The organism is Nonomuraea sp. NPDC049714, assembly GCF_044465295.1.
Lineage (GTDB): Bacteria > Actinomycetota > Actinomycetes > Streptosporangiales > Streptosporangiaceae > Nonomuraea.
In genome coordinates this window covers 463323-486404 of the sequence record NZ_JBITLM010000008.1, presented here as the reverse complement: position 1 = coordinate 486404, position 23082 = coordinate 463323, and the positions used below count along the sequence as shown (strand labels likewise).

The window sequence follows — 23082 nt, the reverse complement described above, 5'->3', positions numbered from 1 at the left end:
CAAGGGCTGCGTCACGGCGCACCGCATGCTGGTGTGAAACGTCCCTGCCTCAGTCAGCGTCCAAGGCGTAGCGCAGGTAGAAGTCCGGCTTGGCCATGAACCGCCGCCAGTGGTCGACCAGCTGGAGGTTCTCCCACTCCGCCGGGTGCATGCCGTCTTCGCTCAGCTCAATGATCTGAGCCCCTGGCAGGCTGGCGAGGATCGGCGAATGGGTGGCGCAGACGATCTGGCCGCCCTCGCCCGCGACGCGGTTCATGAGGGCGACCAGGCGTATGCACGACTGGAAGGACAGCGCGGCCTCGGGTTCGTCCATCAGATATAGGCCCGGCCCGGACACCATGCGTTCGAGAACGGTGAAGAACCCCTCGCCGTGTGACTGCTCCGTAAGGTCGTCTTCCCAGAATCCGTGCATGCCGGACACGTTCCGTCCGAGGTTGAACAGTGTTTCAGCGCGGAAGAAGAACGCGCGCCGCTTGGGGCGGGGACCGTGCAAGAGCCGCAGTCCCGTTGCGGTGAGTTCGGCATCAAGAACCTCCCCGAGTGGGGTGAGCTCGCCAGTTGAGGAGTACTTGGTCCCCGCCTTGCCGCCCTCGGAGTTGATGCCGCACACATCGGCGATGGCCTCGACCAGGGTCGACTTCCCTGACCCGTTCTCACCCACCAGGAAGGTGACCTGGCGGGTGAAGGCCAGCCCATGCTCGACCAGATGACGCACCGGAGGCAGATTGCCGGACCAGCCGCTTGGCAACCGCGGAGCCTCAAGCCGGGTCAACAGCACCGCTACCGCCTTCCGCCTCATCCAAAGGCACGTCTCGCCTTGAGCGTCCGCTCGGCTCATGATGTCTATCGATACCTCGACCATCCTGTCAGCAGGCCCGAACCTCGGACATCGATGCTCGGGGCCCGTTGTCGGGCCCTGGATCAGACCGCGGCGACGCCGGCGGCAGGCCGTGCGGTGGGCAGGCCAACTGGTGAACGCCAGGCGAATGCGGTGACCTCGGCGATTTTGGGCTGAGTCTTGCCGCGGGCGGGCTCATGAGCGGAGCGAGGCTGTCGAGGGCCATGGTTACCGCCACACCGACGAGCTACTCGGCGATCAGTGTCCTGACGGCGAGTTGCTCCTCGCCGGCGGGGCCGTCGAGGCGGATCGACAGCTCCCAGACGCCGCTCATCGTGAACAGCTCGCCTGCGGCCACGAAGCGGCCGGGCGCACGCTCGGTGGCGGAGATCTCGGGTGTGGAATGTCCCATCTGGGTCATGACCGCCGACAGGGCCACGGTGTCGGCGTCGCCCTCGCTCACCTCGATCTCCACGGTGACCTGGCCGGGAGCCGGGTCCGCGATGTGGACGGTGGCGGTGTAGCGGGCGCCCGTGGTGGTCAGGTCGACCGGTTCTGCGGCCGTGCTCCTGCCCACGACGAACAGCGCCACCGCGGCGGCCACGAGCGTGGCCGTGGCCACCGCCTGCCACCTCTTGATCACGGGGCCTCCATCACGTTCACGGTGAAGGGGGCGGTCACGATGCGGTCGGCGACGGCGTACTGGATCCAGGCGAGGTAGCGGCCCGGTTCGGGGAAGCTGAAGGTGAAGCGCACCCGGGCTCCCGGCGCGCCCATCTCGTGCACGTGGCCGAAGAAGCGGCCGTCCTCACTCCGGATGAGCAGGTGGCCGGTCATGCCGAGCCAGGTCCGGACGCCGGCGGGGGTGTCCAGCTCGATCGTCGTCGGACGGCCCGCGACGGGCACGGCGGGTTGGAGCCGCGGCGTACCGGTCTGCACGGTGGGTTGTAGTCGCGGCGTACCGGCCCGCGTGGCGGGTGCACCGGCTTCACCTGGGGCCTTGGCCGTCCCGCCGACGGTGAAGTCCGCGGCGACGAGCTGCCCGCCTGAGTCCTCCCGTTCGACCTCGACGTGCGCCAGATACCGGCCGGGGCGCTCGGCGCTCAGTCTGACCTCCAGGCGCCCGGGCGCCGTGCGCAGGGGGTGCACGTGGCGGAAGTAACGTCCGTCCTCGCTGGTGACGACCACGTGGGCGAGCGCCTCGTGGTGCGCGGTGAGGTCGTCGACGGGCCGCCCGGTGGAGCCGTCGACGAGATCGACCCGCAGGGTGAACTCCTCACCCGCAGCCGGACGGGCCGGCACCGTCTCCATGCGGACCTGCGCGTACGGCCGCCCCTGGGCCGTCGAGGTCGTGGGAGCGGGGGCGGCGCCGTCAGGCGGGGGCGCCGGTACGTGCGATTCGAACACGATGACCATGGCGGCGACCGTCACCCCGGCCGCCGCGCCCGCGGCCAGCGCCATCGCCCGTCCCGGCCGGGCCGCCGACCCGGTGAGCAGGCCGCCCACCAGCAGGAGCGCGGCCACGAACAGGCCGCCGTAGATGAGGATCGCACCCGCCGACTCGCGTTCGACGAGGACGCGGAACGGGATGACGGCGGTCTGGTCCCCCGCGCTCAGTTTCAGCTCGTGCGGCCCGGTCCGCTCCACCTGGAGCTGCGTGTACTGCGGGTTCGCCGCCGCCTGGGCGGTACCGGTCACCGTGCGGCCGTCCTCGACCGAGTGCACCTCCAGGCCGATGACCGGCCCGGACACCGGCTGGTAGGCGATGACGCCGATCCGCAGCGGCCCCGGCACCCGGGTCGTTCCTTTCACCACCACGGTCACCTCGTGGCCGGCGATCGTCTGGGCGATCCGCAGGTCCGCCCCCGCCGTGACGTTGTGCGCGGCGGCGGGGACGGCCAGCACCAGCACGAGGGCGGCGGCGAGGCACAGAACGCGGATCATGCCCGCCCGGCGCCGGGCCCGACCGGCTCGTCAGCGGCGGCGTCGGCGTCAGCGGCGTCAGCGGCGGCGGCGTCAGCGGCGGCATCGGGCGGGGCCGGCTGGGCGGTGACCGCGTTGGGCAGGAGCAGGGCACCGAGTGCCAGCCCGATCAGCCCGGCGACGATCGGCGCGCCGGTCCACAGCTCCGGCATGGTGGGCAGGCCGCCCCCGGTGGCCGAGGCGACCCCGATGTACAGCGACCAGGTGGCCAAGGCCGACAGCCCGGCGAAGGCCCAGTAGGCGGCGCGCCGCTCACCCGACGGCCGCAGCCGGCGGATCAGCAGGTCGCTGACGAACCCGGCGGCCACGAACGACAACAGGATCGGCACGTTGCTGAACGCCGTCTGGGCACCCGGCATGAGCACCATGATCGTGTACATGACGGTCACCGAGCCGAACGGCAACGACCAGCGGCGCACCAGGAACAGCACCGGGGAGAGCATGACGACGTTGGTGACGACCATGGCGACTGCCACTCGATCGGCGCTCGGGCCCACCGGCCGGGGACCGGCGCCCGGCTGTCCGGCGCCCGAGTCCTGCAGCATGGAGAACGCCTGGACGATGTCCTGGGCGCGGTACTGCATGGCGTCGCCGTACGACAGGAAGAGCGAGACCAGCGTGGCGGCGAACGCGAGCGCGATCAGCGCGGGCAGCAGGCGGCCGAGCGACGGCCGGGAGCCGACGTCGGGGGCGTGCCACGCCGAGCGCAGCGGTGTCGTGATGATGAGCATCATCATCACGACGAGGCCGAGGTGTGACGGGCTGAATAAGATGTCGATGCTCGTCTCGATGCCGAGGACGGTGTGCCACACCATGTCGGCGAGCCCGAAGGCGGCGAACGCGGGCACCGCGACCAGCCCGGCGAGATACCCGGTCGGAACGGCCGCGAGCCCCTGCCGTCCGGCGCGCACGTTGCGCCACACCTGCCAGATGATCCAGCCCGAGATCACGGCGAACCCGGAGTAGAACACCGCGTGCCAGGGCGTGAAGAACGTCTCCAGCTCCGCCAGATTGGTGTGCGCCCACGCGTCGATCATCAGTCCGACCCCGAACCAGATGCCGAGCAGCGCCGTCACCAGGTCGGTCCTGGGGGACACCCAGCTGCGGGGTTCTCCGCTGTCCACCATGAATCGCCGGATACCGGCGGTGTCAGATGCCACGTCATGATTCCTTTCGTCGATCGGATCGATGCGTCCAGACGCCGCCGGGCTGGGCCGGTCACGTCGTTTCGGCGCTGAGGGCCCGTGCTACAGGATGCCGGGCCGCCAGGCGTGCCGGTAGGGCGGTGAGCGCCGCCGTCGCCAGGAGGATCGTGAGCGCGGCGATGAGCAGCCAGGAGGAGGGTGCGTCCACCGCGTTCCTGGCGGCGAAGAGCGAGAGCAGGCCGCCGCCCAGCGGGATACCGATGACGGCACCGGGCAGGCTGGGCAGGAGCTGGGCGATGGACAGCCCTGCGGAGACCTGTCCAGGGGTGGCGCCGAGGGTGCGGGCGATGGCCATGTTCGCCCGGGCCTCCATGGCGGTGGTCCAGGTGAACGTGATGGTGTTCACGACGGCGAGCGTGATCAGCAGGATGGCGACGGCGAGCATCAGCCGGCGATCGTGCTCGCCCCGCAGGTTGGGCAGGACGGAGGAGCCGTCCAGGCCGTAGCCCCTCTCCGGATGGGCGTAGAGGGTCAGCAGGGCGACGATCGCGATCATCGTGGTGGCGGTGGAGCACGCCTGCAGCAGGGCGCGGCCCGGCCGGCGGGCGGTCAGCCGCAGCCCGAGCAGCAGCGGCGTGGGCAGCAGCGCGGACAGCGCGGTGAGCCACGGGCGGTGACGGGGCTGGTGCGCGGTGGCGGTCAGCGCCGTGACGGTCGCCGTACGCAGGGCACGCAGCGTGGGGCGCAGGGTGGACAGCACCGCCACCACCACGGCCAGGACGGTCACCGCCGCGACCGTGGCGGCGGCAGGCCCGGCGGCGTCGCCGATCCGGCTGGCGGTGGGGCTGGCGATGGCGGGCGCGGCCAGGCGGGCGATCACCAGCCCCAGCGCGTCGCCGGCCAGCGCCAGCGCCAGGTACTCGGTGAGCAGGACGGTGGCGATCAGACTCGGGGTGGCGCCGACGGCCTTGAGCAGCCCGGCCCGGCGCGTCTGCTCGACGGCGCGTCCCGCGGCCAGCGCCGCCACTCCGGTGATGGCCAGGAAGCTGAGCAGCCAGCTGCCGACGACCAGGATCGGCCGACTGTTCTCAAGGATGACCATGTCCTGCCCGGCCGTGAACTGCCAGGAGCGGAAGTTGATCCTCACAGGGAAGTCGCGGTGGGCCTCGCGGAAGGCCTCGGTGGTGGCGGGGTCGCGCAGCTTGAGATCCAGGGCCATGGTCACCGGCAGGTCCTGGGACGACGCCAGCGTCCGGGCATCCGATCGGGTCATCCAGGCCAGGCCGCTGTAGTCGCTGCCACCGCCGTACGGGCCGATCTGCTGGGCCCCGGGGTAGACGGAGGTGGCCGCGGTGACGGCGATCCCGGCGACGGGGTACGACCGGCCGGCGATGGTGACGCGGTCGCCGACGCCGACGCCCAGCGCGGTGGCGAAACCGCGTTCGAGGACCGTGCCGCCGGAGCGTACCCAGTGGCCCGAGGTCAGCAGCGGGCGGTTGACCGCGCCGGGCGTCTCGGCGAAGCCGTGCACCACCACGTTGGAGGTGCGGCCGCGTGCGGTGAGGTCGGCGTACACGATGCGATAAGGACCATGGTGGGCGACCACTTCGGGATCGTCCGCCAGCGAGGCCAGGGCCGAGGTCACGGCGGGGCCGGTGTCGCCGGCGAGTGCCACCACGTCCGGCCCGGCGGTGGCCGCGCGGGTCTGCTCGTACAGCGACTCGCTCACGCCGCGCAGGGACAGGCCCAGGGCCATCGTGGCGGTCGCCACGGTCACCGCGAGCAGGAGCATCGCGGCCTGCACCTGGTGCCGGCGCACGTCAGCCAGCACCAGGCGCACGACGAGCACGAGGGAGCCCATGCCGGTCAGCCCTCCAGCCCGATCAGCCCGCCGAGCCCGCGCGGCGGGGAGCCGGCCAGCCGGGTGTCGTCGACGAACATCCCGTCGCGCATCGAGACCAGCCGATCCGCCGTGGCCGCCACCCGCTCGTCATGCGTGACGATCACGAAGGTCTGCCCGGCGGAACGCAGCTCCTCGAAGATCCTCAGCACCTCGAGGGTCGCCGCGGTGTCGAGGTTGCCGGTCGGCTCGTCGGCCAGGACGACCAGCGGTTCGTTGACCAGCGCGCGAGCGACGGCGACCCGCTGGCGCTGCCCGCCCGACAGCTGCGACGGCAGGTGCCGGGCGCGGTCGGCGAGCCCGACCCGGTCCAGCAGCAGGCTCGCGCGCCGCCTGGCCTGGCGGCGTGAGCGCCCGGCCAGCAGCGCGGGCAGCTCCACGTTCTCCGCCGCCGACAGCTCCTCCACCAGATGGAAGGCCTGGAAGACGAACCCCACCGACCGGCGCCGCATGCGCGCCAGAGCTCGCTCGCTCAGCGTGTCGATGCGCCGCCCGCCCACCCACACCTCGCCACCGGTCGGCCGCTCCAGGCCGCCCAGCAGGTGCAGCAACGTGGATTTCCCACAGCCGCTGGGCCCCATCACCGCCAGCATCTGCCCCTCGGGCACGTCCAGGTCGACCTCGTCCACCGCGTGCACCCGGCTCTGCCCCTGACCATGCGTCTTCGCCAGGCCGCGGGCCCGGACCGTGGCACCTGACACGTTCATCCACCCTCGACTTCGTCATCGACCTTGGACCAGGCCCGCTCACAGGCGTCCAGCCAGCGCAGGTCCGCCTGCAACCGCAGCACGACCCCCTCCAGCAGCAGCCCGGCGCCCGACCCCGGCGGCTCGGCCAGCGCCGCCCGCTGCGCCTCGCGCAGGCGGCGCAGCAGCTCACGGCGCTGCGCCGCCACCAGCTCCACCGGGTCGGCCAGCCGGGCCGCGCGGGCGGCGGCGAGCTTGAGATGGAACTCCGCCAGGTCCGGTTTCGGCCAGCCCACCTCGGCCAGCCAGGCGGCCACCCGCTGCTGCCCGGCCGGCGTCAGCGCGTAGACCTTGCGCTCGGGCCGCTCGGGCAGGCCGTCCGCGCGCTCGCAGACGACGAGCCCCGCCTTCTCCAGCCGCGCCAAGGTCACATAGATCTGGCCCCGGTTCATCGACTCGCCCAGCGGGCCGAGGCTCTGCCGCAGGCGAGCATGCAGGTGGTAGCCGTGCGTCGGCTCCTTGGCCAGCATCGCCAGCACCGCGTCCTGCATTCCGCCCCCTAACGGTTAGCCAATAGATAGCGGTTACCCATACAAGGTGTCAAAACGCCCGGCCGGCACCAGGCGACGGGCGACCGGGGTGCGGCACGTAGCCTTGGCCGCATGAGCGAGCTTCACGGATCATGACCAGAGGTCGTCTGCGGGTCTATGTCGGCGCCGCGCCAGGAGTCGGCAAGACGTACGCGATGCTGAGCGAGGGGCGGCGGGCTCGCGAGCGGGGCAAGGACGTGGTGGTGGGTCTCGTCGAGGACCACGGCCGTCGGCACACCGCCGCGCTGCTCGACGGCCTGGAGGTGATCCCGCGCAAGCGCCTGGCTCACGGGAGCGCCGAGCTGGACGTCGAGGCGGTCGTCGCACGGGCGCCGAAGGTCGCGCTGATCGACGAGCTGGCCCACACCAACGCGCCGGGCTCGGCCAACGCCAAGCGGTGGCAGGACGTCGACGTGATCCTCGACGCCGGGATCGACGTCGTGTCCACCGTGGACATCGAGCACCTGGAGTCGGTGAGCGACGTCGCCCAGGCGATCACCGGCATGCCGCAGCCGGAGACCGTGCCGGACGAGGTGGTGCGCCGGGCCGACCAGGTCGAGCTGGTCGACATGGCGCCCGAGGCGCTGCGCCGCCGCCTGGCGCACGGGGACGTGTACGCCGCGGGGGAGGTGGACGCGGCCCTGTCGAACTACTTCCGGGTGGGCAACCTCACCGCGCTGCGCGAGCTGGCCCTGCTCTGGGTCGCCGGCAAGGTCGACGACCAGCTCGGCCGCTACCGCGCCGAGCATGGCATCGCCGGCACCTGGGAGGCGCGCGAGCGGGTCGTCGTGGCCCTCACGGGCGGTCCCGAAGGCGACACGCTGGTACGGCGGGCCGCCCGCATCGCCGCCCGCAACACGGGCGCCGACCTGCTCGCCGTGCACGTGACCCCGGCGGCCGGGACACCCGGCGCCGACCCGCCCGGCCTGGCCCGCCTGCGCATCCTGGTGGAGAGCCTGGGAGGCTCCTACCATCACGTCGTCGGCGAGGACATCCCGCGCGCGCTGCTCGACTTCGCCCGCGGGGTGAACGCCACCCAGCTGGTGCTGGGCGCCTCCCGCAGGGGACGTTTCGCGCAGGTCATGTCGCGCGGCGTCGGCGTCACCGCCACCGCGCTGTCCGGCTCGATCGACGTGCACATGGTCACGCACGAGGAGGCGAGCCGGGGCCGCCCGCAGTGGTCGCCCGCGCGGACGGCGCTGCCCCCGAACCGCCGGCTGGCCGGGTGGGTGATGGCGGTGGCCGGGATCCCGGCGCTGAGTGCCATGCTGTTGCCGGTCGAGGACGACCTGGCGCCCTCCAGCGAGATGTTGCTGCTGCTCTTCGCGGTGGTCGGCGTCGCGCTCACCGGTGGCATGTGGCCCGCGCTCACGGCGGCCGTGGGGGCGTCGCTGCTGCTCAATCTGTTCTTCACGCCGCCGGTCGGCCTCTTCGCCATCGCCGACCCGGAGAACATCCTGGCGCTGATCGTGTTCATCCTGGTGGCGGCGGCGGTCAGCGTGATCGTGGACATCGCCGCCCGGCGCACCAGGGAGGCGGCCAGGGCCGGCGCCGAGGCCGAGCTGCTGTCCACCCTGGCGGGCCACGTCCTGCGCGGTGAGGCCGCCGTCCCGTCGCTGCTCGCGCGCATGCGGGAGACGTTCGGGCTGGTCTCGGTGACGCTGCTGGAACGGCACGCCGAGCCGGCCCCCGACGACCTGGCCGAGCCGGGGCGCTGGCGGATCGTCGCCACGTCCGGCGGCCCGCCCGCCACCTGCCCGGCCGCCGCCGACACGGCCGTGGTGATCGATCCCCAGCTCGTGCTCACGGCTCGCGGCAGGCTGTCGGACGCGGCCGACCGGCGGGTGCTGGAGGCGTTCGCCGCCGAGGCGGCGGTGGCGCTGCGGCACGAACGCCTGGAGCGGGAGGCCGAGCTGGCCCGGCCCTTGGCCGAGGCCGACCGGATGCGCACCGCCCTGCTCGCCGCCGTCAGCCACGACCTGCGCACGCCGCTCGCCTCGGCCAAGGCCGCCGTGGAGAGCCTGGCCGACACCGGCATGCCCTGGACCGAGCAGGACCGTGCCGAGCTGCTCGAATCCGCCCAGGAATCGCTGGCCAAGCTGGAGCGCCTGGTGATCAATCTGCTCGACATGAGCCGCCTGCAGGCCGGGGTGCTGGGGGTCGAGCTCCAGCCGACCTCGCTGGCTGACGTCCTGCCCGGGGCCGTCGACGACCTGGCCCAGTCGCGTGGCCGCGTCGAGGCCGCCATCGGCTCCGGGGTGCCCGACGTGCTGGCCGACCCGGCGCTGCTGGAAAGGGTGCTGGTCAATCTGATGTCCAACGCGGTCCGCTACAGCCCGCAGGGTGAGAAGGTGCTCGTCACCGCGAGCCGGTACGCCTCCCACGTCGAGGTACGCGTCGTGGACCGTGGTCCCGGCATCCCGCGAGAGGCGTACGAGCAGGTGTTCCTGCCCTTCCAGCGGCTCGGCGACCGCGACAACCATTCGGGCGTCGGGCTCGGGCTGGCTCTGTCCCGGGGGCTGGCCGAGGCGATGGGCGGCGTGCTCGTACCCGATGAGACACCAGGGGGAGGTCTCACCATGATCCTCAGGTTGGGCGTCGCCGCATGACCCGCATCCTCGTCGTCGACGACGAACCCCAGCTCCTGCGCACACTGCGGATCAACCTCGTGGCCCGGCAGTACGAGGTCGCGGTGGCCGCCGACGGCGCCGAAGCCCTGCGCGAGGCTGCCGAATGGCACCCGGACCTGGTCATCCTCGACCTCGGCCTGCCCGATCTGGACGGCATGGACGTCATCCACGGGCTGCGCGGCTGGACCAGCGTCCCGATCATCGTGCTGTCGGGCCGGTCCGGAAACCAGGACAAGGTCGAGGCGCTGGACGCGGGCGCCGACGACTACGTCACCAAGCCCTTCGGCATCGACGAGTTGCTGGCCCGCATCCGCGCCGTCTCCCGCCGGACCGGCCAGGAAGAGGAACTGGCGCCCGTCCGGATCGGCGACCACGAGATCGACCTGACCACCAAGACCGTCTCCGGCGAGGTACGGCTCACCCCGACCGAATGGCACATCCTGGAGATCCTGCTCCGCAACCCCGGCAAACTCGTCAGCCAGCGACTGCTGCTGTCGGAGGTGTGGGGCGCCAAGTACGTCAAGGAGTTCCACTACCTGCGCCAGTACATGGCCCAGCTGCGCCGCAAACTCGAACGCGACCCGGCGCACCCGGTGCACCTCATCACCGAACCGGGGATGGGCTACCGGTTCACACCCTGAGCAGAGGTCAGCCGACGTGCACGATCGGGCGGCGGTCGGGGTCGGGCTCGGCCTGGCGGAGCACCTCGCGGGTGAGCGGCGGGATGTCTCCGCCGCCGAAGACCAGATAGCGCAGCAGCGCGCCGATCGGGTTGCCCTCGGCCGCCCAGTGGAAGTAGACGTGCGGCGTCTTCCTCGTCTCGTCGCGCAGGTGCAGCAGCAGGGCGGCGATGGCGTTGGCGACCGTGGTGCTCCGCATCCGCAGCACGCGGAAGCCGTGGCGCTCCTCGCCCACGACGTGCAGCTCGCCGGCGAACTCGGAGGCGTCCGGGATGGTGACCTCCAGGAAGATCGGCCCCTCGCTGGTGCGCAGCCGGTGCAGCTCCCACGCCTCGCGCATCTTGTCGACGTACTCCTTGCTGTTGCGGGCGTGGGGCTCGTTGGCGATGAGGTAGATCTCGCCGACCTCGTTGATGAACTGGCGGGCCTGGTCGTCGAGGGTGATCCGGGTGACCCGCAGCTCGGTGGACCGGGTCGCCCGGGAGACCAGCGAGATCACCACGATGGCCAGCACGAACAGCAGGGCGATCACCAGTCCGTCGGGCCGTTCGATGATGTTGGCCACCGTGGCGTAGCCGAAGATCAGCGTGACGACCCCGAAGAAGGCCGCGGCGCGGAGCCGGCCGCCGGTCCAGGCCGACAGGGTCACGGCGACCGCCGCCGACAGGATCAGGGCCAGCACGCCGGTGGCGTAGGCGCCGCCCTGCACCTCCACCTCCGCGTCGAAGAACAGCGTGATGAGCACGGAGACGGCGGTGAACACCAGCACCATCGGACGGGAGGCGCGTGACCAGTCCGGCGCCATGCCGTACCGGGGGAGATAGCGCGGCACGATGTTGAGCAGCCCGGCCAGCGCGGAGGCGCCGGCGAACCACAGGATGGCGATCGTGGACAGGTCGTAGGCGGTGCCGAACCAGTCACCGAGGTACTCATGGGCCAGGTAGGCGAGCGCCCGCCCGTTGGCCGCGCCTCCCTCGGCGAACTCCCCGGCGGGGATGAGCACGGTGGTGGCGAAACTCGACGTGATCAGGAAGACGCTCATGATCAGCGCGGCCGTGGTCAGCAGCTTGCGCGCGCCCTTGATCCGTACGTCCACCTCGCCTTTGACCAGCGGCATCACGGCGACGCCGGTCTCGAAGCCGGACAGGCCGAGGGCGAGCTTGGGCATGATGTACAGGGAGACCGCCACCATGGCGAGCGGGCTGGCGTAGTCGTCGGCCAGCACGTTCCGCCAGCCGGTCACCCGCTCGGGCTCGGCCAGCACGTGGAGGACCGCGGTGGTCACCACGACCAGGTTGAGCAGCAGGTAGACGCCGACGAGGACGACGGCGATGGAGATCGCCTCACTGAACCCGACCAGGAACACCGCGCCCAGGGCGGCGATCAGCACCAGCGTGACCGGCACCTGCCAGCCCGCCAAGGAGTCCGGGACGAACGGGTTGTGCAGGATGTGCGCGGTGGCGTCGGCCGCGGACAGGGTGATCGTCACGATGAACGCGGTGGCCACGAACCCGAGCAGGAACAGCACCAGCAGCTTGCCCCGCCAGCCGGGCAGCAGCCGCTCCAGCATCGACAGTGAGCCCAGCCCGTTCGGGCTCTCCCCGGCCACGGCCCGATAGGTCGGCAGCGCGCCGAACAGGGTGAGCGCCACCAGCAGCAGGGTCGCGACAGGGCTGAGCGCGCCGGCGGCCAGCGCCGCGATGCCCGGCTGGTAGCCCAAAGTGGAGAAGTAGTCCACACCGGTCAGGCACATCACCTGCCACCAGCTGTGGTGATGGTCCGGCTGCGATTCCGCGAGCTGGCTCTCGGGCCGCTGCAGGCCTTTCAGCATCCACGTGCGCAGCGCCCCTTCCCGTACGGGCTGACCTAATCCGGCCAACTCGGCCACCTCCAGCATCTTTTACGTGCGAAACCGCAAAGGACACTAGTGAGGGTGAGGGCGGCCACCGCATGATCGCGGCATCAAGAAAACGTCAATAATCGGCGGTCAGGGAGGGGAGTAGTCGCCGGGCAGGAGGAGGTTGCGGTGCACCATCTGGTGCAGCCGCACCCGGAACAGCTGCCAGGCCCCTTCGTCAACGGAGGTCACCGTGGTGCCGGTGTCGTCCAGCATGCCGCCCAGGACGAAGGCCTGGATGCACCAGTTCGTGAAGTACAGCGTGTACTTCAGGTCCGCGTCCTTGCTCAGGTGCCCGGCGGCCATCGCGGGCTCGAAGGCGTCCAGGACGGCCCGCAGAAGGGGCACGGTGTAGCGCGTCTCGATCTCGTCCACGTGGATCGCGTCGGCCAGCCAGCGGTGCGTCCGGAGCGCGGAGATGTAGGGGTGGCGGGCGGTGAAGTCGATCTGCCTGTCGATCAGCAGGTGGATCGCCCGCGCGCAGTCGGCGGGGTCGTCGCAGCGGAGATCGTCCAGCAGCGCGTCCAGGGTGACGCGTTCCCGCTCGAAGGCGTCCTTCATGACGGCGACGTAGAGCCCCTGTCTGCCGCCGAAGAGCTCCTGGATGACAGAGGGCTGCACTCCGGCCGCTTCGGCGATCTGCTGGGTCGAGGTGGCGTCGTACCCGAGAGCGGAGATGAGCCGGGCGGCGACCTGGATGATGTGCTCGGCCTGCTGATTGTCCGAAGAAGCCATGCACAGAAACGTACGTTCACCCTGCCGTCCCCTTCGGTGGCAACCCGCGCGAAACGGTCAAGATTCCACAGGGCCCGCCCAAACGGCCCGCCGCTTTTCGGTGAGGAAGGCCCGTTCGGCGTCGTTGCCGGCCAGCGTGATCGCTCGCTCGTACGCCTCGGCGGCCTCCGCCCGGCGGCCCAGCCGGCGCAGCAGGTCGGCCCGGACCGCGGGCAGGTAGTGGTAGGCGGCGAGCCGCTCGTCCCGCTCCAGCGCCTCGACCTCGGCCAGGGCCGCGGCCGGGCCGCTGACCATGGCGACGGCCACCGCCCGGTTGAGCGCCACCACCGGTGACGGCCAGACCTTGAGCAGCTCGTCGTAGAGCACCAGGATCTGCTCCCAGTCCGTGTCGGCGTAGGCCGGCGCGGTGGCGTGCAGGGTCGCGATGGCGGCCTGCAGGGCGAACCGGCCCGGCGCGCCGCCGCGCAGCGCGCCCACGACCAGCGCGTCCGCCTCGGCGACGGCCTCCTGGTCCCAGGCCGAACGGTCCTGCTCCGCCAGCGGCAGCAGGCGCCCGTCCGCCGTGGCGCGGGTGGCCCGGCGGGCGTGACCGGCCAGCAGCAGCGCGAGCAGTCCGCGTGCCTCCCGCTCGTCCGGCATCAGGTCGCGGAGCATGCGTGCCAGGTCGAGCGCGTGCGCGACCAGGTCGTCCCTGGTCAGCGCGGCCCCCGCCGGCGCGGTGTGGCCGGTGGTGAAGAGCAGGTGGATCGTGGTGAGCGCGGCGTCCAGCCGGTCCGGCAGCTCGGCCGGGGCCGGCATCCTGAACGGGATCCCCGCCGCCATGATCTTCTTCTTGGCCCGGGTGATCCGGGCCGCCATGGTCGGCTCGGAGACCAGGAACGCACGGGCGACGTCCGGCGTGCTCACCCCGCAGACCAGCCGCAGGGTGAGCGCGACCTGCGCCTCGACGGCCAGCGCCGGATGGCAGCACAGGAAGACCAGCCGCAGCCGGTCGTCGTACGGCACCGGCTCGGCGGCCACGTCCGGCTCCACCAGCAGGTGCAGCTTCGAGCGCAGCGTGCCGGCCCGGCGCAGGGCGTCCAGCGCGTTGTGCCGGGCGGCGGTGGTCAGCCAGGCGCCCGGCCTGGCGGGCACGCCGTCGCGCGTCCAGGAGTCGAGCGCGGCGGTGTACGCGTCCTGGACGCACTCCTCGGCCAGGTCCAGGTCACGGGTGACGCGCACCGTCGCGGCGAGCAACCTGGCCCACTCGCGACGGTGCGCCTCGGCCACCGCCTGAAGGACGGAGGTCATCCGGTGAGCAGCGGCCGCACCTCCACGGCGCCGTCCATGATCGGCAGCAGCCGGCCGATGGCGACCGCCGTCTCCAGGTCCGCGGCCTCCACCACGAAGAACCCGGCGATCACCTCCTTGCTCTCCAGGAACGGGCCGTCGGTGACCAGGCCGCCCTTGTGGATCGTCCGGGTGGCCGCGCTGGGCTGCAACGCCTGCTCGTGGACGACCGTCGCGCCCATCGCGGCGATCTGCTCGCCGGCGCGCAGGTTGGCCTCCATGACCTCGGGCGGGATGTCGGCCACCCCGCCGGGCGTCTCCTTCTCGTAGATCAGGATCGCGTACTGCGGCATGGCCGCTCCCCTTCGCTCGATCACCAGTTGCCGGTCTCCGGGCCGAGTTCGCCGTAGCCCACCTTGCCACTTCTCGCGTACGTGCTCAGGACCACGCCCGTGCTCGACGTCGTGCTGTCGAGCAGCTTGAGGCCGGCCGTAGCGGTCCTGAAGAGCCGCTTGCCGGAGCCGAGGAGCACCGGGAAGACCAGCAGGTGGAACTCGTCCACGAGGTCGTGCTCGAGGAGCGTCTGGATCAGCTCGCCGCTGCCGTGCACCTGGATCTCGCCGCCCTCGTCCCGCTTGAGCTCGCCGACCGCCTCGGCGACGTCGCCGGTGAGCAGCGTCGAGTTCTGCCACGTCACGGTGTCCAGGGTGCGGGACGCGACGTACTTGCGCAGGCCGTTCATCGTCTCCCCGATCGGGTCGCCGGGGCCGGCCAGCGGCCAGGTGGCGGCGAAGCCCTCGTAGGTCCTGCGCCCGAGCAGCAGCGCGTCGGCCCTGGCGGTCAGCGTGGCCATCCGCTGGATGAGCTCCTCGTTCATGTGCGGCACCGCCCAGCCGCCGTGCTCGAACCCGCCTTCGCGGTCCTCGTCCGCGCCCCCGGGCGCCTGTACGACGCCGTCCAGCGACATGAACGTGGTCACCATCAGTTTCCGCATGATCGTTCCTTGTCAGTCGGTGATGCCTCTCACTGACTACGGCGAACGAGCCCGGCGACAATCGACAGCTCGTCAGGAATGGGAGGCGCGAATCTCCGTCATGGTGAAGTCGTCGACGATGTGCCGGTTCTGCAGCAGAAAGCCGACCACCCCCGCCACCGCCTCCGCGCTCAGCTCCGCCCGGACATGGCCGCTCAGGATGTAGACCAGCGGCGTCGACGGCTGGTCCAGCGCGAACCGGCGGCCGTGGCGGTGCACGTCCTGCAGCGCCCTGATCGGGATCGGCCGTGTGGTGGTGAACCACGCCGCGACTTCCCACAGGGGCAGCTCCGGGTCGGCCGTGGCGCAGGCGTCATAGCACGCGATGCAGCCGTTTCCGGCGTGCTGGCCGTGCGGGCAGGTCCACTTGACGACGTCGGCCGAGCTCTGGTTGCTCAGCGTCGTGGCCTCGGTGATGCGGCGGCGCGCCGGACGCGGCGCGTTCCCGAACGGCGGATATGAGTCGCTGACGATGATGGTTCCCTTCGGGCCCAGTTCGGCGTGGCCCGAGCCTAGCCCCGTGCGACGTCAGGGGGAATCAAGGCCACGCCTGTCGGCCGCCGCCGATGGACAGCCGATGGACAAGGTCTGATCATTGTACGTGAACCGCTGTTGTCACTGGTCAGGGGCGGGCCTCACACGGCGTCGCGCTGGATGGGACAGGTCATGCAGTGGGCGCCGCCCCGGCCCTTGCCGAGCTCGAAGCCCTCGATCTCGATGACCTCGACGCCGTGCTCGCGCAGCTTGCGGTTGGTGGCCTGATTCTTGTGGTAGCCGACGACGACCCCCGGCTCCAGGGCGAAGAAGTTGTTGCCGGAGTCCCACTGCTCGCGGGACTGCTGGGCGTCGTCACCGCCGGTGGGGATCACGTCCAGGTGAGGGATGCCGAGGGCCTCCTGGATCGCGGTGACGAAGCTCGGGTCGCGGTGGACGGTCAGTGTCCCGTCCTTGTCGCCGGGGCGCAGCGAGAAGGTGGCGGCCGTGGCCAGGAACGGCGTGTAGGCGGTGGCCTTGTCGGCGTCCAGGAGGGTGAAGACGGTGTCTAGGTGCATGTAGGAGCGCTGCTTGGGCACGTTCACGGCGATGATCCGCTCGGCCGCGCCGGAGGCGAACAGCGACAGCGCGAGGTGCTCGATGGTGCGCGGGCTGGTGCGTTCGCTGATGCCGATGACGACGACGCCGTTGCCGATCGGCATCATGTCGCCGCCCTCCATGGCGGCGTTGCCGTAGTCCTCCTCGTTGAAGCGCGCGTAGTCGCCCGCGTACGGATACCAGAACGAGAAGTCCGCCCCGGCGAACATCGGATGGTGGTGGTAGATCGTGCTCTGGTTCATGGTCTCCAGCAGCCGGGCGTGCCAGAACATCGGATTGAGCGAGACGCCCGCGTACAGCCAGGCGGCCGGGTCACGCTGGTAGAGGCTGTTGGGCAGCGGCGGCAGGATGAACCGGCGCGGGCTCGTCCACGCGGCCACCAGCGAGGAGCCCTCCAGCTCGGCGGTGCCGAACTCCTCCTTGGTCAGGCCGCCGATCAGATGCCTGGCCAGGTCGGCGCCGCTCCAGGCGGACAGGGTGTCGCGCACGGTGTCGACCAGCGCGGGCCCGACCGTCAGGTGGGTGACGGCCTGCTCGACGGCCCGGCGCTTGACGTCGATGCCGGTGTCGAGAGCCTCGGCGAGCAGCTCGTGGTGGTAGTAGACGTCGATGCCGCGCGCACGCATCACGGCCACGAACGCGTCGTGCTCACGCTGAGCGTGCTCCACCCACAGGATGTCGTCGAACAGCAGCTCGTCCATGTTGCTCGGAGTGAGCCGCCGCAGGCTCAGATCGGGCCGGTGCACGATCACCTTGCGGAGCCGGCCCACCTCGGAGTGGACTCCGAACTCACTCATCCGCTAATTCCCCCTATGTGTCAACATGTCGGGTTCTTTCCATTCCCGTGCATGCTGTTTGTTACACCTGGTCTGATGCGGGGGTCCCCAACCGTTGCGGAGACGCCGGGCTAGGCGAGGCCGGCTTCAGGTCGTACGGCCTGGACGTAGCGCAGCCGGGGTGGCAGCTCGCCCTCGGCCTCGACCCGGAAACCGGCGTCGGGGACGAGCGTGCCGAGCACGTCGTGGCCGTGATGCCGCAGGAGCAGCTCGCCCAGCCGCCTGGCCAGCGCGTTCGCCGGCGGCCTGAGGTCGGCGACGAGCAGCCGCCCGCCCGGCCGCAGCACGCGGAACATCTCCCGCATCGTCTCCTGCCGGGCGTCGGCGGGGATGTGGTGCAGCGCCAGGCTGGAGACGACCGTGTCGAAGGAGCCGTCGGGGAACGGCAGGTCCTGCGCCCGGCCGACGGTGTAGTCGCAGTTGCCGGGAGCGCGGCCGAGCGCGTACTCGATCATGGAAGGGGAGGGGTCCAGGCCCGTCACGTGCCCGGCGGGCGTGACCACCGGAGCGAGCACCCGCGTCAGATAGCCGGTGCCGCAGCCCACGTCCAGGATGCGGTCGCCGGCGCGCGGCTTGGCGAGGGCCGCCAGGCGGGTGAAGGTGTAGCGCCGGCCTCCGGCGAAGGCGATGGCCGAGACGATCTCGTAGGCGCGCGGGTGATTGAGCGTCCCGCCGGAGTCGGCGTGCTCGGCGTGGTGATGCAGCAGCTTGCCTGTGCTCATGGTGGGCTTCCCTTCTCTTCCGGCGTGTTTCAACGGTGAGCTTCCCTTCTCGTCCGGCGTTTTTCAACAGGGTGAGGGGCTGCCGGCTCCGGCAGCCCCTCCCGGGCGTACGTTCAGCGTCCGAACCGGCCGGCCAGCCGCCAGATCCGGTAGTACAGCGCCGGTGGGAGATGCGCGAGCAGCCCGGAGTGGCGCTGCCCGAGCAGTTCGAGCAGCTGCTCCGGGGGTCGGTCGATGTAGCGCGGGAGGTTCTCGAACCACTGGGCGCTGTGACGGGCCGAGCGCTGGGCGGACCGGATCTCGCCGATGCGGTTGTGCTCGTAGCGGGTCAGGGCGGGCTCCAGCCGCGTGTCCCGCTGCAGCTCCTCGGCCAGGACGGCGGCGTCCCCCAGGGCGAGGCCGGTGCCCGAGCCGATGGAGTAGTGGGTGGTGTGCGCGGCGTCCCCGAGCAGGACGAGGTTGCCGCGGTGCCAGGTCCGGTTGGTCAGGGTGGGGAAGTACTCCCAGCGTGCGCTGCCGTCGGCACGCGTGCGGCCGATCAGCGGGTGCCCGTCCAGCACGTCGGCGAAGAGCTTCTCCAGCATGCCCAGGCAGTCGGCCTCGTTCATCTGGCCGAAACCGAGGCCCTGCCACGTCTCGGGGGTGGACTCGACGACACACGTGCTCTGCTCCGGGCTGAAACCGTAGCCGTAGCACCAGATCCAGCCGTGGTCGGTCTCGGTGAAGGCGAAGGTGAAGGCGTCGAAGACCTTGGTGGTGCCGAGCCAGAGGTAGGGGTGGCGGCCGACCGTCACCTCGGTGCCGAAATGGTCGGCGTGACGCTCCCGCAGCACGCTGTTGACACCGTCGCCGGCGACGATGAGGTCGGCGTCGACCAGCTCGTCCTCGTCGAGGATCTCGCGTTCGAACTCCAGTCGCACGCCGAGCGCGCGGGCCCGGTCGGCGAGGATGTCGAGCAGCCGCTGCCGGCCCACGCCGAACCCCTCCGCGCCGTTCTCGACCGTGATCGTCACGCGGTCGTGGACGTGCGTGATCCAGTTCTCCCAGCGGACCGAGCTCTCGCTGATGGCGCGCCCGGACTCCGGGTCGGCGCTCCGTAGATAATCGATCAGCGCTTCCCAGTAGGTCACCCCCCAGCCGAACGTCGATCCGGCGGGGTTGCGTTCGTAGACGGTGATGTCATGGGACGCATCCATCCGCTTCATCAGGATCGAGAAGTACAGGCTCGCGGGCCCGCCGCCGACACAGTCGATCTTCACACTGCCCCCTTATGTGACTTAATGTAATCAACATGTAGCACACGGTGTGTGGGGGAATATGGCGGGGGTCCTTCGGGGCCCGACAAGGCGCCGAGTCGTCGGGCGCGATGCCCCAACGGCTCCATGGGACGGAATAGGCTCGTGCGGTAACTCTGGCCGGGGCGAGCGTTAGGGGACCAGGTGAGCAAGTCCTTCGTACATCTGCACGTGCACACCGAGTACAGCATGCTGGACGGTGCGGCCAAGATGAAGCCGCTGTTCAAGGAGGCGGAGCGGCTGGAAATGCCCGCCATCGCGATGTCGGATCACGGCAACATGTTCGGTGCGTACGAGTTCCAGAAGGTGGCGAAGGGCAGCCCGGTCAAGCCGATCATCGGCATCGAGGCGTACGTCGCGCCGGAGAACCGGTTCGTGAAGAAACCGGTCTTCTGGGGCCGGCGCGCCGAGACCGGTGTGGCCGACGGCGAAGGCGGGAAGGACGTCTCCGGCGGCGGCCGGTTCACCCACATGACCATGTGGGCCAAGGACGCGGACGGCTTGCGCAATCTGTTCCGGCTGTCCTCGCTGGCGTCGTTCGAGGGCTATTACTCCAAGCCCCGGATGGACCAGGACCTGGTCTCGCAGTACTCGTCCGGGATCATCGCCACCACCGGCTGCCCGTCCGGCGCGGTGCAGACCCGGCTGCGGCTCGGCCAGTATGACGAGGCGGTCCGGGTCGCCGGCGAATACCAGGAGATCTTCGGCAAGGAGAACTACTTCCTGGAGTTGATGGACCACGGCATCGACATCGAGCGGGAGGTCCGGGCGGATCTGCTGCGGCTGGCCAAGCAGCTCAACATCCCGCTCCTGGTCACCAACGACAGCCACTACGTGACCGAGGACCAGGCCGACGCGCACGACAGCCTCCTGTGCGTCGGCGTCGGCAAGAACAAGGACGACCCCAACCGCTTCCGGTTCAACGGGTCGGGCTACTACCTCAAGAGCGCCGACGAGATGTACGCCCTGTTCACCGACCTGCCGGAGGCGTGCGACAACACGCTGCTGGTCGCCGAGATGGTCGGCGACTACAGCGAGGTGTTCGCCGAGGTGAACCGGATGCCGGACTACCCCGACGTGCCCGAGGGGGAGACGCAGGAGTCGTGGCTGCGCAAGGAGGTGGAGCGCGGCCTGGAGCTGCGCTACGGCGCCCCGGTCCCGGCCGAGGTGCTGGAGCGGTACGAGACCGAGATGAAGGTCATCGGCCCGATGGGGTTCTCCTCCTACTTCCTGGTCGTGGCCGACATCTGCCGCTACGCCCGCGACAACGGCATCGCGGTGGGGCCGGGCCGAGGCAGCGCCACCGGTTCGATCGTCGCCTACGCCACCCGCATCACGGAGCTGGACCCGTTGGAGCACGGGCTGCTGTTCGAGCGGTTCCTCAACCCTGAGCGGATCAACCCGCCGGACATCGACCTGGACTTCGACGACCGCCAGCGCGACCGCATGGTGGCCTACGTCACCGAGAAGTACGGCAGCGAGTACACCGCGCAGGTCAACACCTTCGGCACGATCAAGGCCAAGGCCGCGGTCAAGGACGCTTCTCGAATCCTCGGTTACCCGTTCGCCGTGGGCGACAAGATCACCAAGGCGATGCCGCCGGATGTCATGGGCAAGGGCGTCCCGCTCGCGGACATGTTCAACGAGGACCACCCTCGCTACAACGAGGGCGGTGAGATCCGCGCCCTGTACGAGAACGACCCGGACGTGCACAAGGTCATCGACACCGGCCGGGGCATCGAAGGCCTGATCCGCGGCACCGGCGTGCACGCGGCCGCCGTCATCCTTTCGTCGGCGCCGCTGCTGGACCTGATCCCGATGCACAAGCGGGACAAGGACGGCGTGATCATCACCGGGTTCGACTACCCGAGCTGTGAAGACATGGGCCTGGTCAAGATGGACTTCCTGGGTCTGCGCAACCTGGGCATCATCGACCACGCCATCAAGATCATCGAACAGAACCGGGGCGTCAAGCTCGACACCCTGACGCTGCCTCTCGACGACGAGACGACGTACAAGCTGCTGGCCCGCGGTGACACCCTCGGCGTGTTCCAGCTCGACGGCGGCCCCATGCGGCAGCTGCTCAAGCTGATGGAGCCGAGCCGGTTCGAGGACATCGCGGCCGTGCTCGCCCTTTACCGGCCGGGGCCGATGGCGGCCAACGCGCACACCAACTACGCGCACCGCAAGAACGCCCGCCAGGACATCGAGCCCATCCACCCGGAGCTGAAGGAAGCGCTCGAGCCGATCCTGGGCACCACCTTCCACCTGCTCGTCTACCAGGAGCAGATCATGGCCGTCGCCCGCGAGCTCGCGGGCTACACCCTGGGCGGCGCCGACATGCTGCGCCGGGCCATGGGCAAGAAGAAGAAGGAGGTCCTGGACGCCGAGTGGGGCAAGTTCTCCTCCGGCATGCGCGCCAACGGCTACTCCGACGAGTCGATCCAGGCGCTGTGGGACGTCATGCTGCCGTTCTCCGGCTACGCGTTCAACAAGTCCCACACCGCCGGCTACGGACTGGTCGCCTACTGGACCGCCTACCTGAAGGCCAACTACCCCGCCGAGTACATGGCCGCGCTGCTCACCTCGGTGGGGGACGACAAGGACAAGGCCGCGGTCTACCTAGCCGAATGCCGAAAAATGGGCATTCAGGTGCTCGCCCCGGACGTCAACGAATCCCAGCTCGACTTCGTCGCGGTCGGCGACGACAAGGTGCGCTTCGGCCTCGGCGCGGTCCGCAACGTCGGCGCGAACGTCGTCGAGGGTGTCGTCAAGGCCCGCAAGGAGAAGGGCCGCTACACCGACTTCGACGACTTCCTGGCCAAGGTGCCGCTCGCCGTCTGCAACAAGCGGGTCATCGAATCACTGATCAAGGCGGGCGCGTTCGACTCGCTCGACCATCCGCGCAAGGGCGCGCTCATGATCCATGAGCAGGCGGTCGAGTCGGTCATCGACATCAAGAAGAACGAGGCCCACGGCCAGGACTCCCTGTTCGGCGGTGTGGACGACGCCAGCGAGGACACGGCGTTCACCATCGCCATCCCCGACATGGAGTGGGACAAGAAGACCAAGCTCGACTTCGAGCGGGAGATGCTCGGCCTGTACGTCTCCGACCACCCGCTCGCCGGGGCGGAGCGGCTGCTGGCCCGTAACCGGGACACCACGATCGCCGACCTGCTCGACAGCGGCCGCGACGACCGCGGCGACGTCACCGTCTGCGGCATGATCGCCAACGTGGACAAGCGGGTCAACAAGGCCGGCAACGTGTGGGCGATCGTCACCGTCGAGGACATGGACGCCGCGGTGGAGTGCCTGTTCTTCCCCAAGAGCCACGAGCTGTACGGGCCGGAGCTGCGTAAGGACGCCGTGGTGTCGGTGCGCGGGCAGATCAACAACCGCGACGGCGCCATCTCGGTCTTCGCCCAGGACCTGACCCCGATCGACGTGTCCGGCATCACCAGCGACGCCGGACACCCCGTCACCCTGAAACTGCGTGAGGAACGGATCAACCCGCAGGTCATCGACGAGCTCCGCAACGTGTTGCAGCTGCACCAAGGACAGGTGCCGCTGCAGATCAACCTGCGGCGCCTCGCCGGCAACACCATCGTGCTCGCGTTGCCGGAGTTTCAGGTCAACCCCGAACCCAGCTTCGCCGCCGACATCAAGCAGCTTTTCGGGTCGGAGGCGATCTCGCTCTAGACCATCGAGCCGCCTCTTGCCGCCGACGATCTATCAGCCGATAGTTGAGTCT

The 23082-nt window shown here is 70.4% G+C and carries 19 protein-coding genes; 3 read left to right on the top strand and 16 right to left on the bottom strand.

The annotated features are described in order from the left end of the window. Window positions 1-49: 49 nt before the first annotated feature. The 7 genes from ACIBQX_RS30990 to ACIBQX_RS30960 all read right to left on the bottom strand — a co-directional run bounded on the left by ACIBQX_RS30990 (window position 50) and on the right by ACIBQX_RS30960 (window position 7103). Entirely contained in the window at window positions 50-838 is a 789-nt protein-coding gene (locus tag ACIBQX_RS30990; RefSeq protein ID WP_397010662.1) for an AAA family ATPase, read from the bottom strand. A 247-nt stretch (window positions 839-1085) separates the two neighbouring features. Beyond that, the gene (locus tag ACIBQX_RS30985; RefSeq protein ID WP_397010660.1) at window positions 1086-1481 is read right to left on the bottom strand and encodes a hypothetical protein; all 396 of its coding nucleotides are present in this window, start codon (window positions 1479-1481) and stop codon (window positions 1086-1088) included. After that, window positions 1478-2782 carry a hypothetical protein gene (locus ACIBQX_RS30980; RefSeq protein WP_397010658.1) on the bottom strand — a complete coding sequence of 435 codons (1305 nt, stop codon included), beginning with the start codon at window positions 2780-2782 and terminating at the stop codon, window positions 1478-1480. The genes ACIBQX_RS30985 and ACIBQX_RS30980 overlap by 4 nt, the downstream gene beginning before the upstream one ends. Beyond that, window positions 2779-3981 carry a hypothetical protein gene (locus ACIBQX_RS30975; RefSeq protein WP_397010656.1) on the bottom strand — a complete coding sequence of 401 codons (1203 nt, stop codon included), beginning with the start codon at window positions 3979-3981 and terminating at the stop codon, window positions 2779-2781. Before ACIBQX_RS30975 ends, ACIBQX_RS30980 begins: the two co-directional genes overlap by 4 nt. Window positions 3982-4039: 58 nt before the next feature. Next, entirely contained in the window at window positions 4040-5827 is a 1788-nt protein-coding gene (locus tag ACIBQX_RS30970; protein ID WP_397010654.1) for an FtsX-like permease family protein, read from the bottom strand. Between the two features lie 5 nt (window positions 5828-5832). Then, the gene (locus tag ACIBQX_RS30965) at window positions 5833-6573 is read right to left on the bottom strand and encodes an ABC transporter ATP-binding protein (RefSeq protein ID WP_397010652.1); all 741 of its coding nucleotides are present in this window, start codon (window positions 6571-6573) and stop codon (window positions 5833-5835) included. Then, window positions 6570-7103: a PadR family transcriptional regulator gene (locus ACIBQX_RS30960; RefSeq protein WP_397010650.1), complete on the bottom strand. Its 534-nt coding sequence runs from the start codon at window positions 7101-7103 to the stop codon at window positions 6570-6572. Before ACIBQX_RS30960 ends, ACIBQX_RS30965 begins: the two co-directional genes overlap by 4 nt. Window positions 7104-7234: 131 nt before the next feature. Here ACIBQX_RS30960 and ACIBQX_RS30955 point away from each other — a divergent pair, with 131 nt between their 5' ends. Continuing rightward, a complete protein-coding gene (locus ACIBQX_RS30955) occupies window positions 7235-9751 on the top strand; it encodes a DUF4118 domain-containing protein (RefSeq protein WP_397010649.1) in 2517 nt (838 codons plus the stop codon). Further along, window positions 9748-10413, top strand: a complete 666-nt coding sequence (locus ACIBQX_RS30950; RefSeq protein WP_397010647.1) for a response regulator — start codon at window positions 9748-9750, stop codon at window positions 10411-10413. Before ACIBQX_RS30955 ends, ACIBQX_RS30950 begins: the two co-directional genes overlap by 4 nt. A 7-nt stretch (window positions 10414-10420) precedes the next feature. Here ACIBQX_RS30950 and ACIBQX_RS30945 read toward each other — a convergent pair whose 3' ends face one another. The 9 genes from ACIBQX_RS30945 to ACIBQX_RS30905 all read right to left on the bottom strand — a co-directional run bounded on the left by ACIBQX_RS30945 (window position 10421) and on the right by ACIBQX_RS30905 (window position 19295). Beyond that, a complete protein-coding gene (locus ACIBQX_RS30945) occupies window positions 10421-12331 on the bottom strand; it encodes an amino acid transporter (RefSeq protein ID WP_397010645.1) in 1911 nt (636 codons plus the stop codon). Between the two features lie 108 nt (window positions 12332-12439). Next, complete coding sequence (locus ACIBQX_RS30940; RefSeq protein WP_397010643.1) at window positions 12440-13084, bottom strand: TetR/AcrR family transcriptional regulator; 645 nt, start codon at window positions 13082-13084, stop codon at window positions 12440-12442. Between the two features lie 57 nt (window positions 13085-13141). Further along, window positions 13142-14374, bottom strand: coding sequence for an RNA polymerase sigma factor (locus tag ACIBQX_RS30935; RefSeq protein WP_397010641.1), 1233 nt, complete (start codon window positions 14372-14374; stop codon window positions 13142-13144). Beyond that, a complete protein-coding gene (locus ACIBQX_RS30930) occupies window positions 14371-14706 on the bottom strand; it encodes a YciI family protein (protein WP_397010639.1) in 336 nt (111 codons plus the stop codon). Before ACIBQX_RS30930 ends, ACIBQX_RS30935 begins: the two co-directional genes overlap by 4 nt. Before the next feature lie 20 nt (window positions 14707-14726). Then, window positions 14727-15347, bottom strand: coding sequence for a dihydrofolate reductase family protein (locus ACIBQX_RS30925; RefSeq protein ID WP_397010637.1), 621 nt, complete (start codon window positions 15345-15347; stop codon window positions 14727-14729). Between the two features lie 72 nt (window positions 15348-15419). Continuing rightward, window positions 15420-15605, bottom strand: coding sequence for a hypothetical protein (locus tag ACIBQX_RS30920; protein WP_397010635.1), 186 nt, complete (start codon window positions 15603-15605; stop codon window positions 15420-15422). Window positions 15606-16021: 416 nt separating this feature from the next. Further along, the gene (locus ACIBQX_RS30915) at window positions 16022-17275 is read right to left on the bottom strand and encodes an arginine deiminase (RefSeq protein ID WP_397010633.1); all 1254 of its coding nucleotides are present in this window, start codon (window positions 17273-17275) and stop codon (window positions 16022-16024) included. 110 nt (window positions 17276-17385) lie between these two features. Further along, window positions 17386-18036, bottom strand: a complete 651-nt coding sequence (locus tag ACIBQX_RS30910; protein WP_397010631.1) for a class I SAM-dependent methyltransferase — start codon at window positions 18034-18036, stop codon at window positions 17386-17388. 113 nt (window positions 18037-18149) lie between these two features. Beyond that, the gene (locus ACIBQX_RS30905; protein WP_397010629.1) at window positions 18150-19295 is read right to left on the bottom strand and encodes an FAD-dependent monooxygenase; all 1146 of its coding nucleotides are present in this window, start codon (window positions 19293-19295) and stop codon (window positions 18150-18152) included. A 180-nt stretch (window positions 19296-19475) separates the two neighbouring features. Here ACIBQX_RS30905 and dnaE point away from each other — a divergent pair, with 180 nt between their 5' ends. After that, window positions 19476-23030 carry a DNA polymerase III subunit alpha gene (gene dnaE / locus ACIBQX_RS30900; RefSeq protein WP_397010627.1) on the top strand — a complete coding sequence of 1185 codons (3555 nt, stop codon included), beginning with the start codon at window positions 19476-19478 and terminating at the stop codon, window positions 23028-23030. The last annotated feature ends 52 nt before the right edge of the window (window positions 23031-23082 follow it).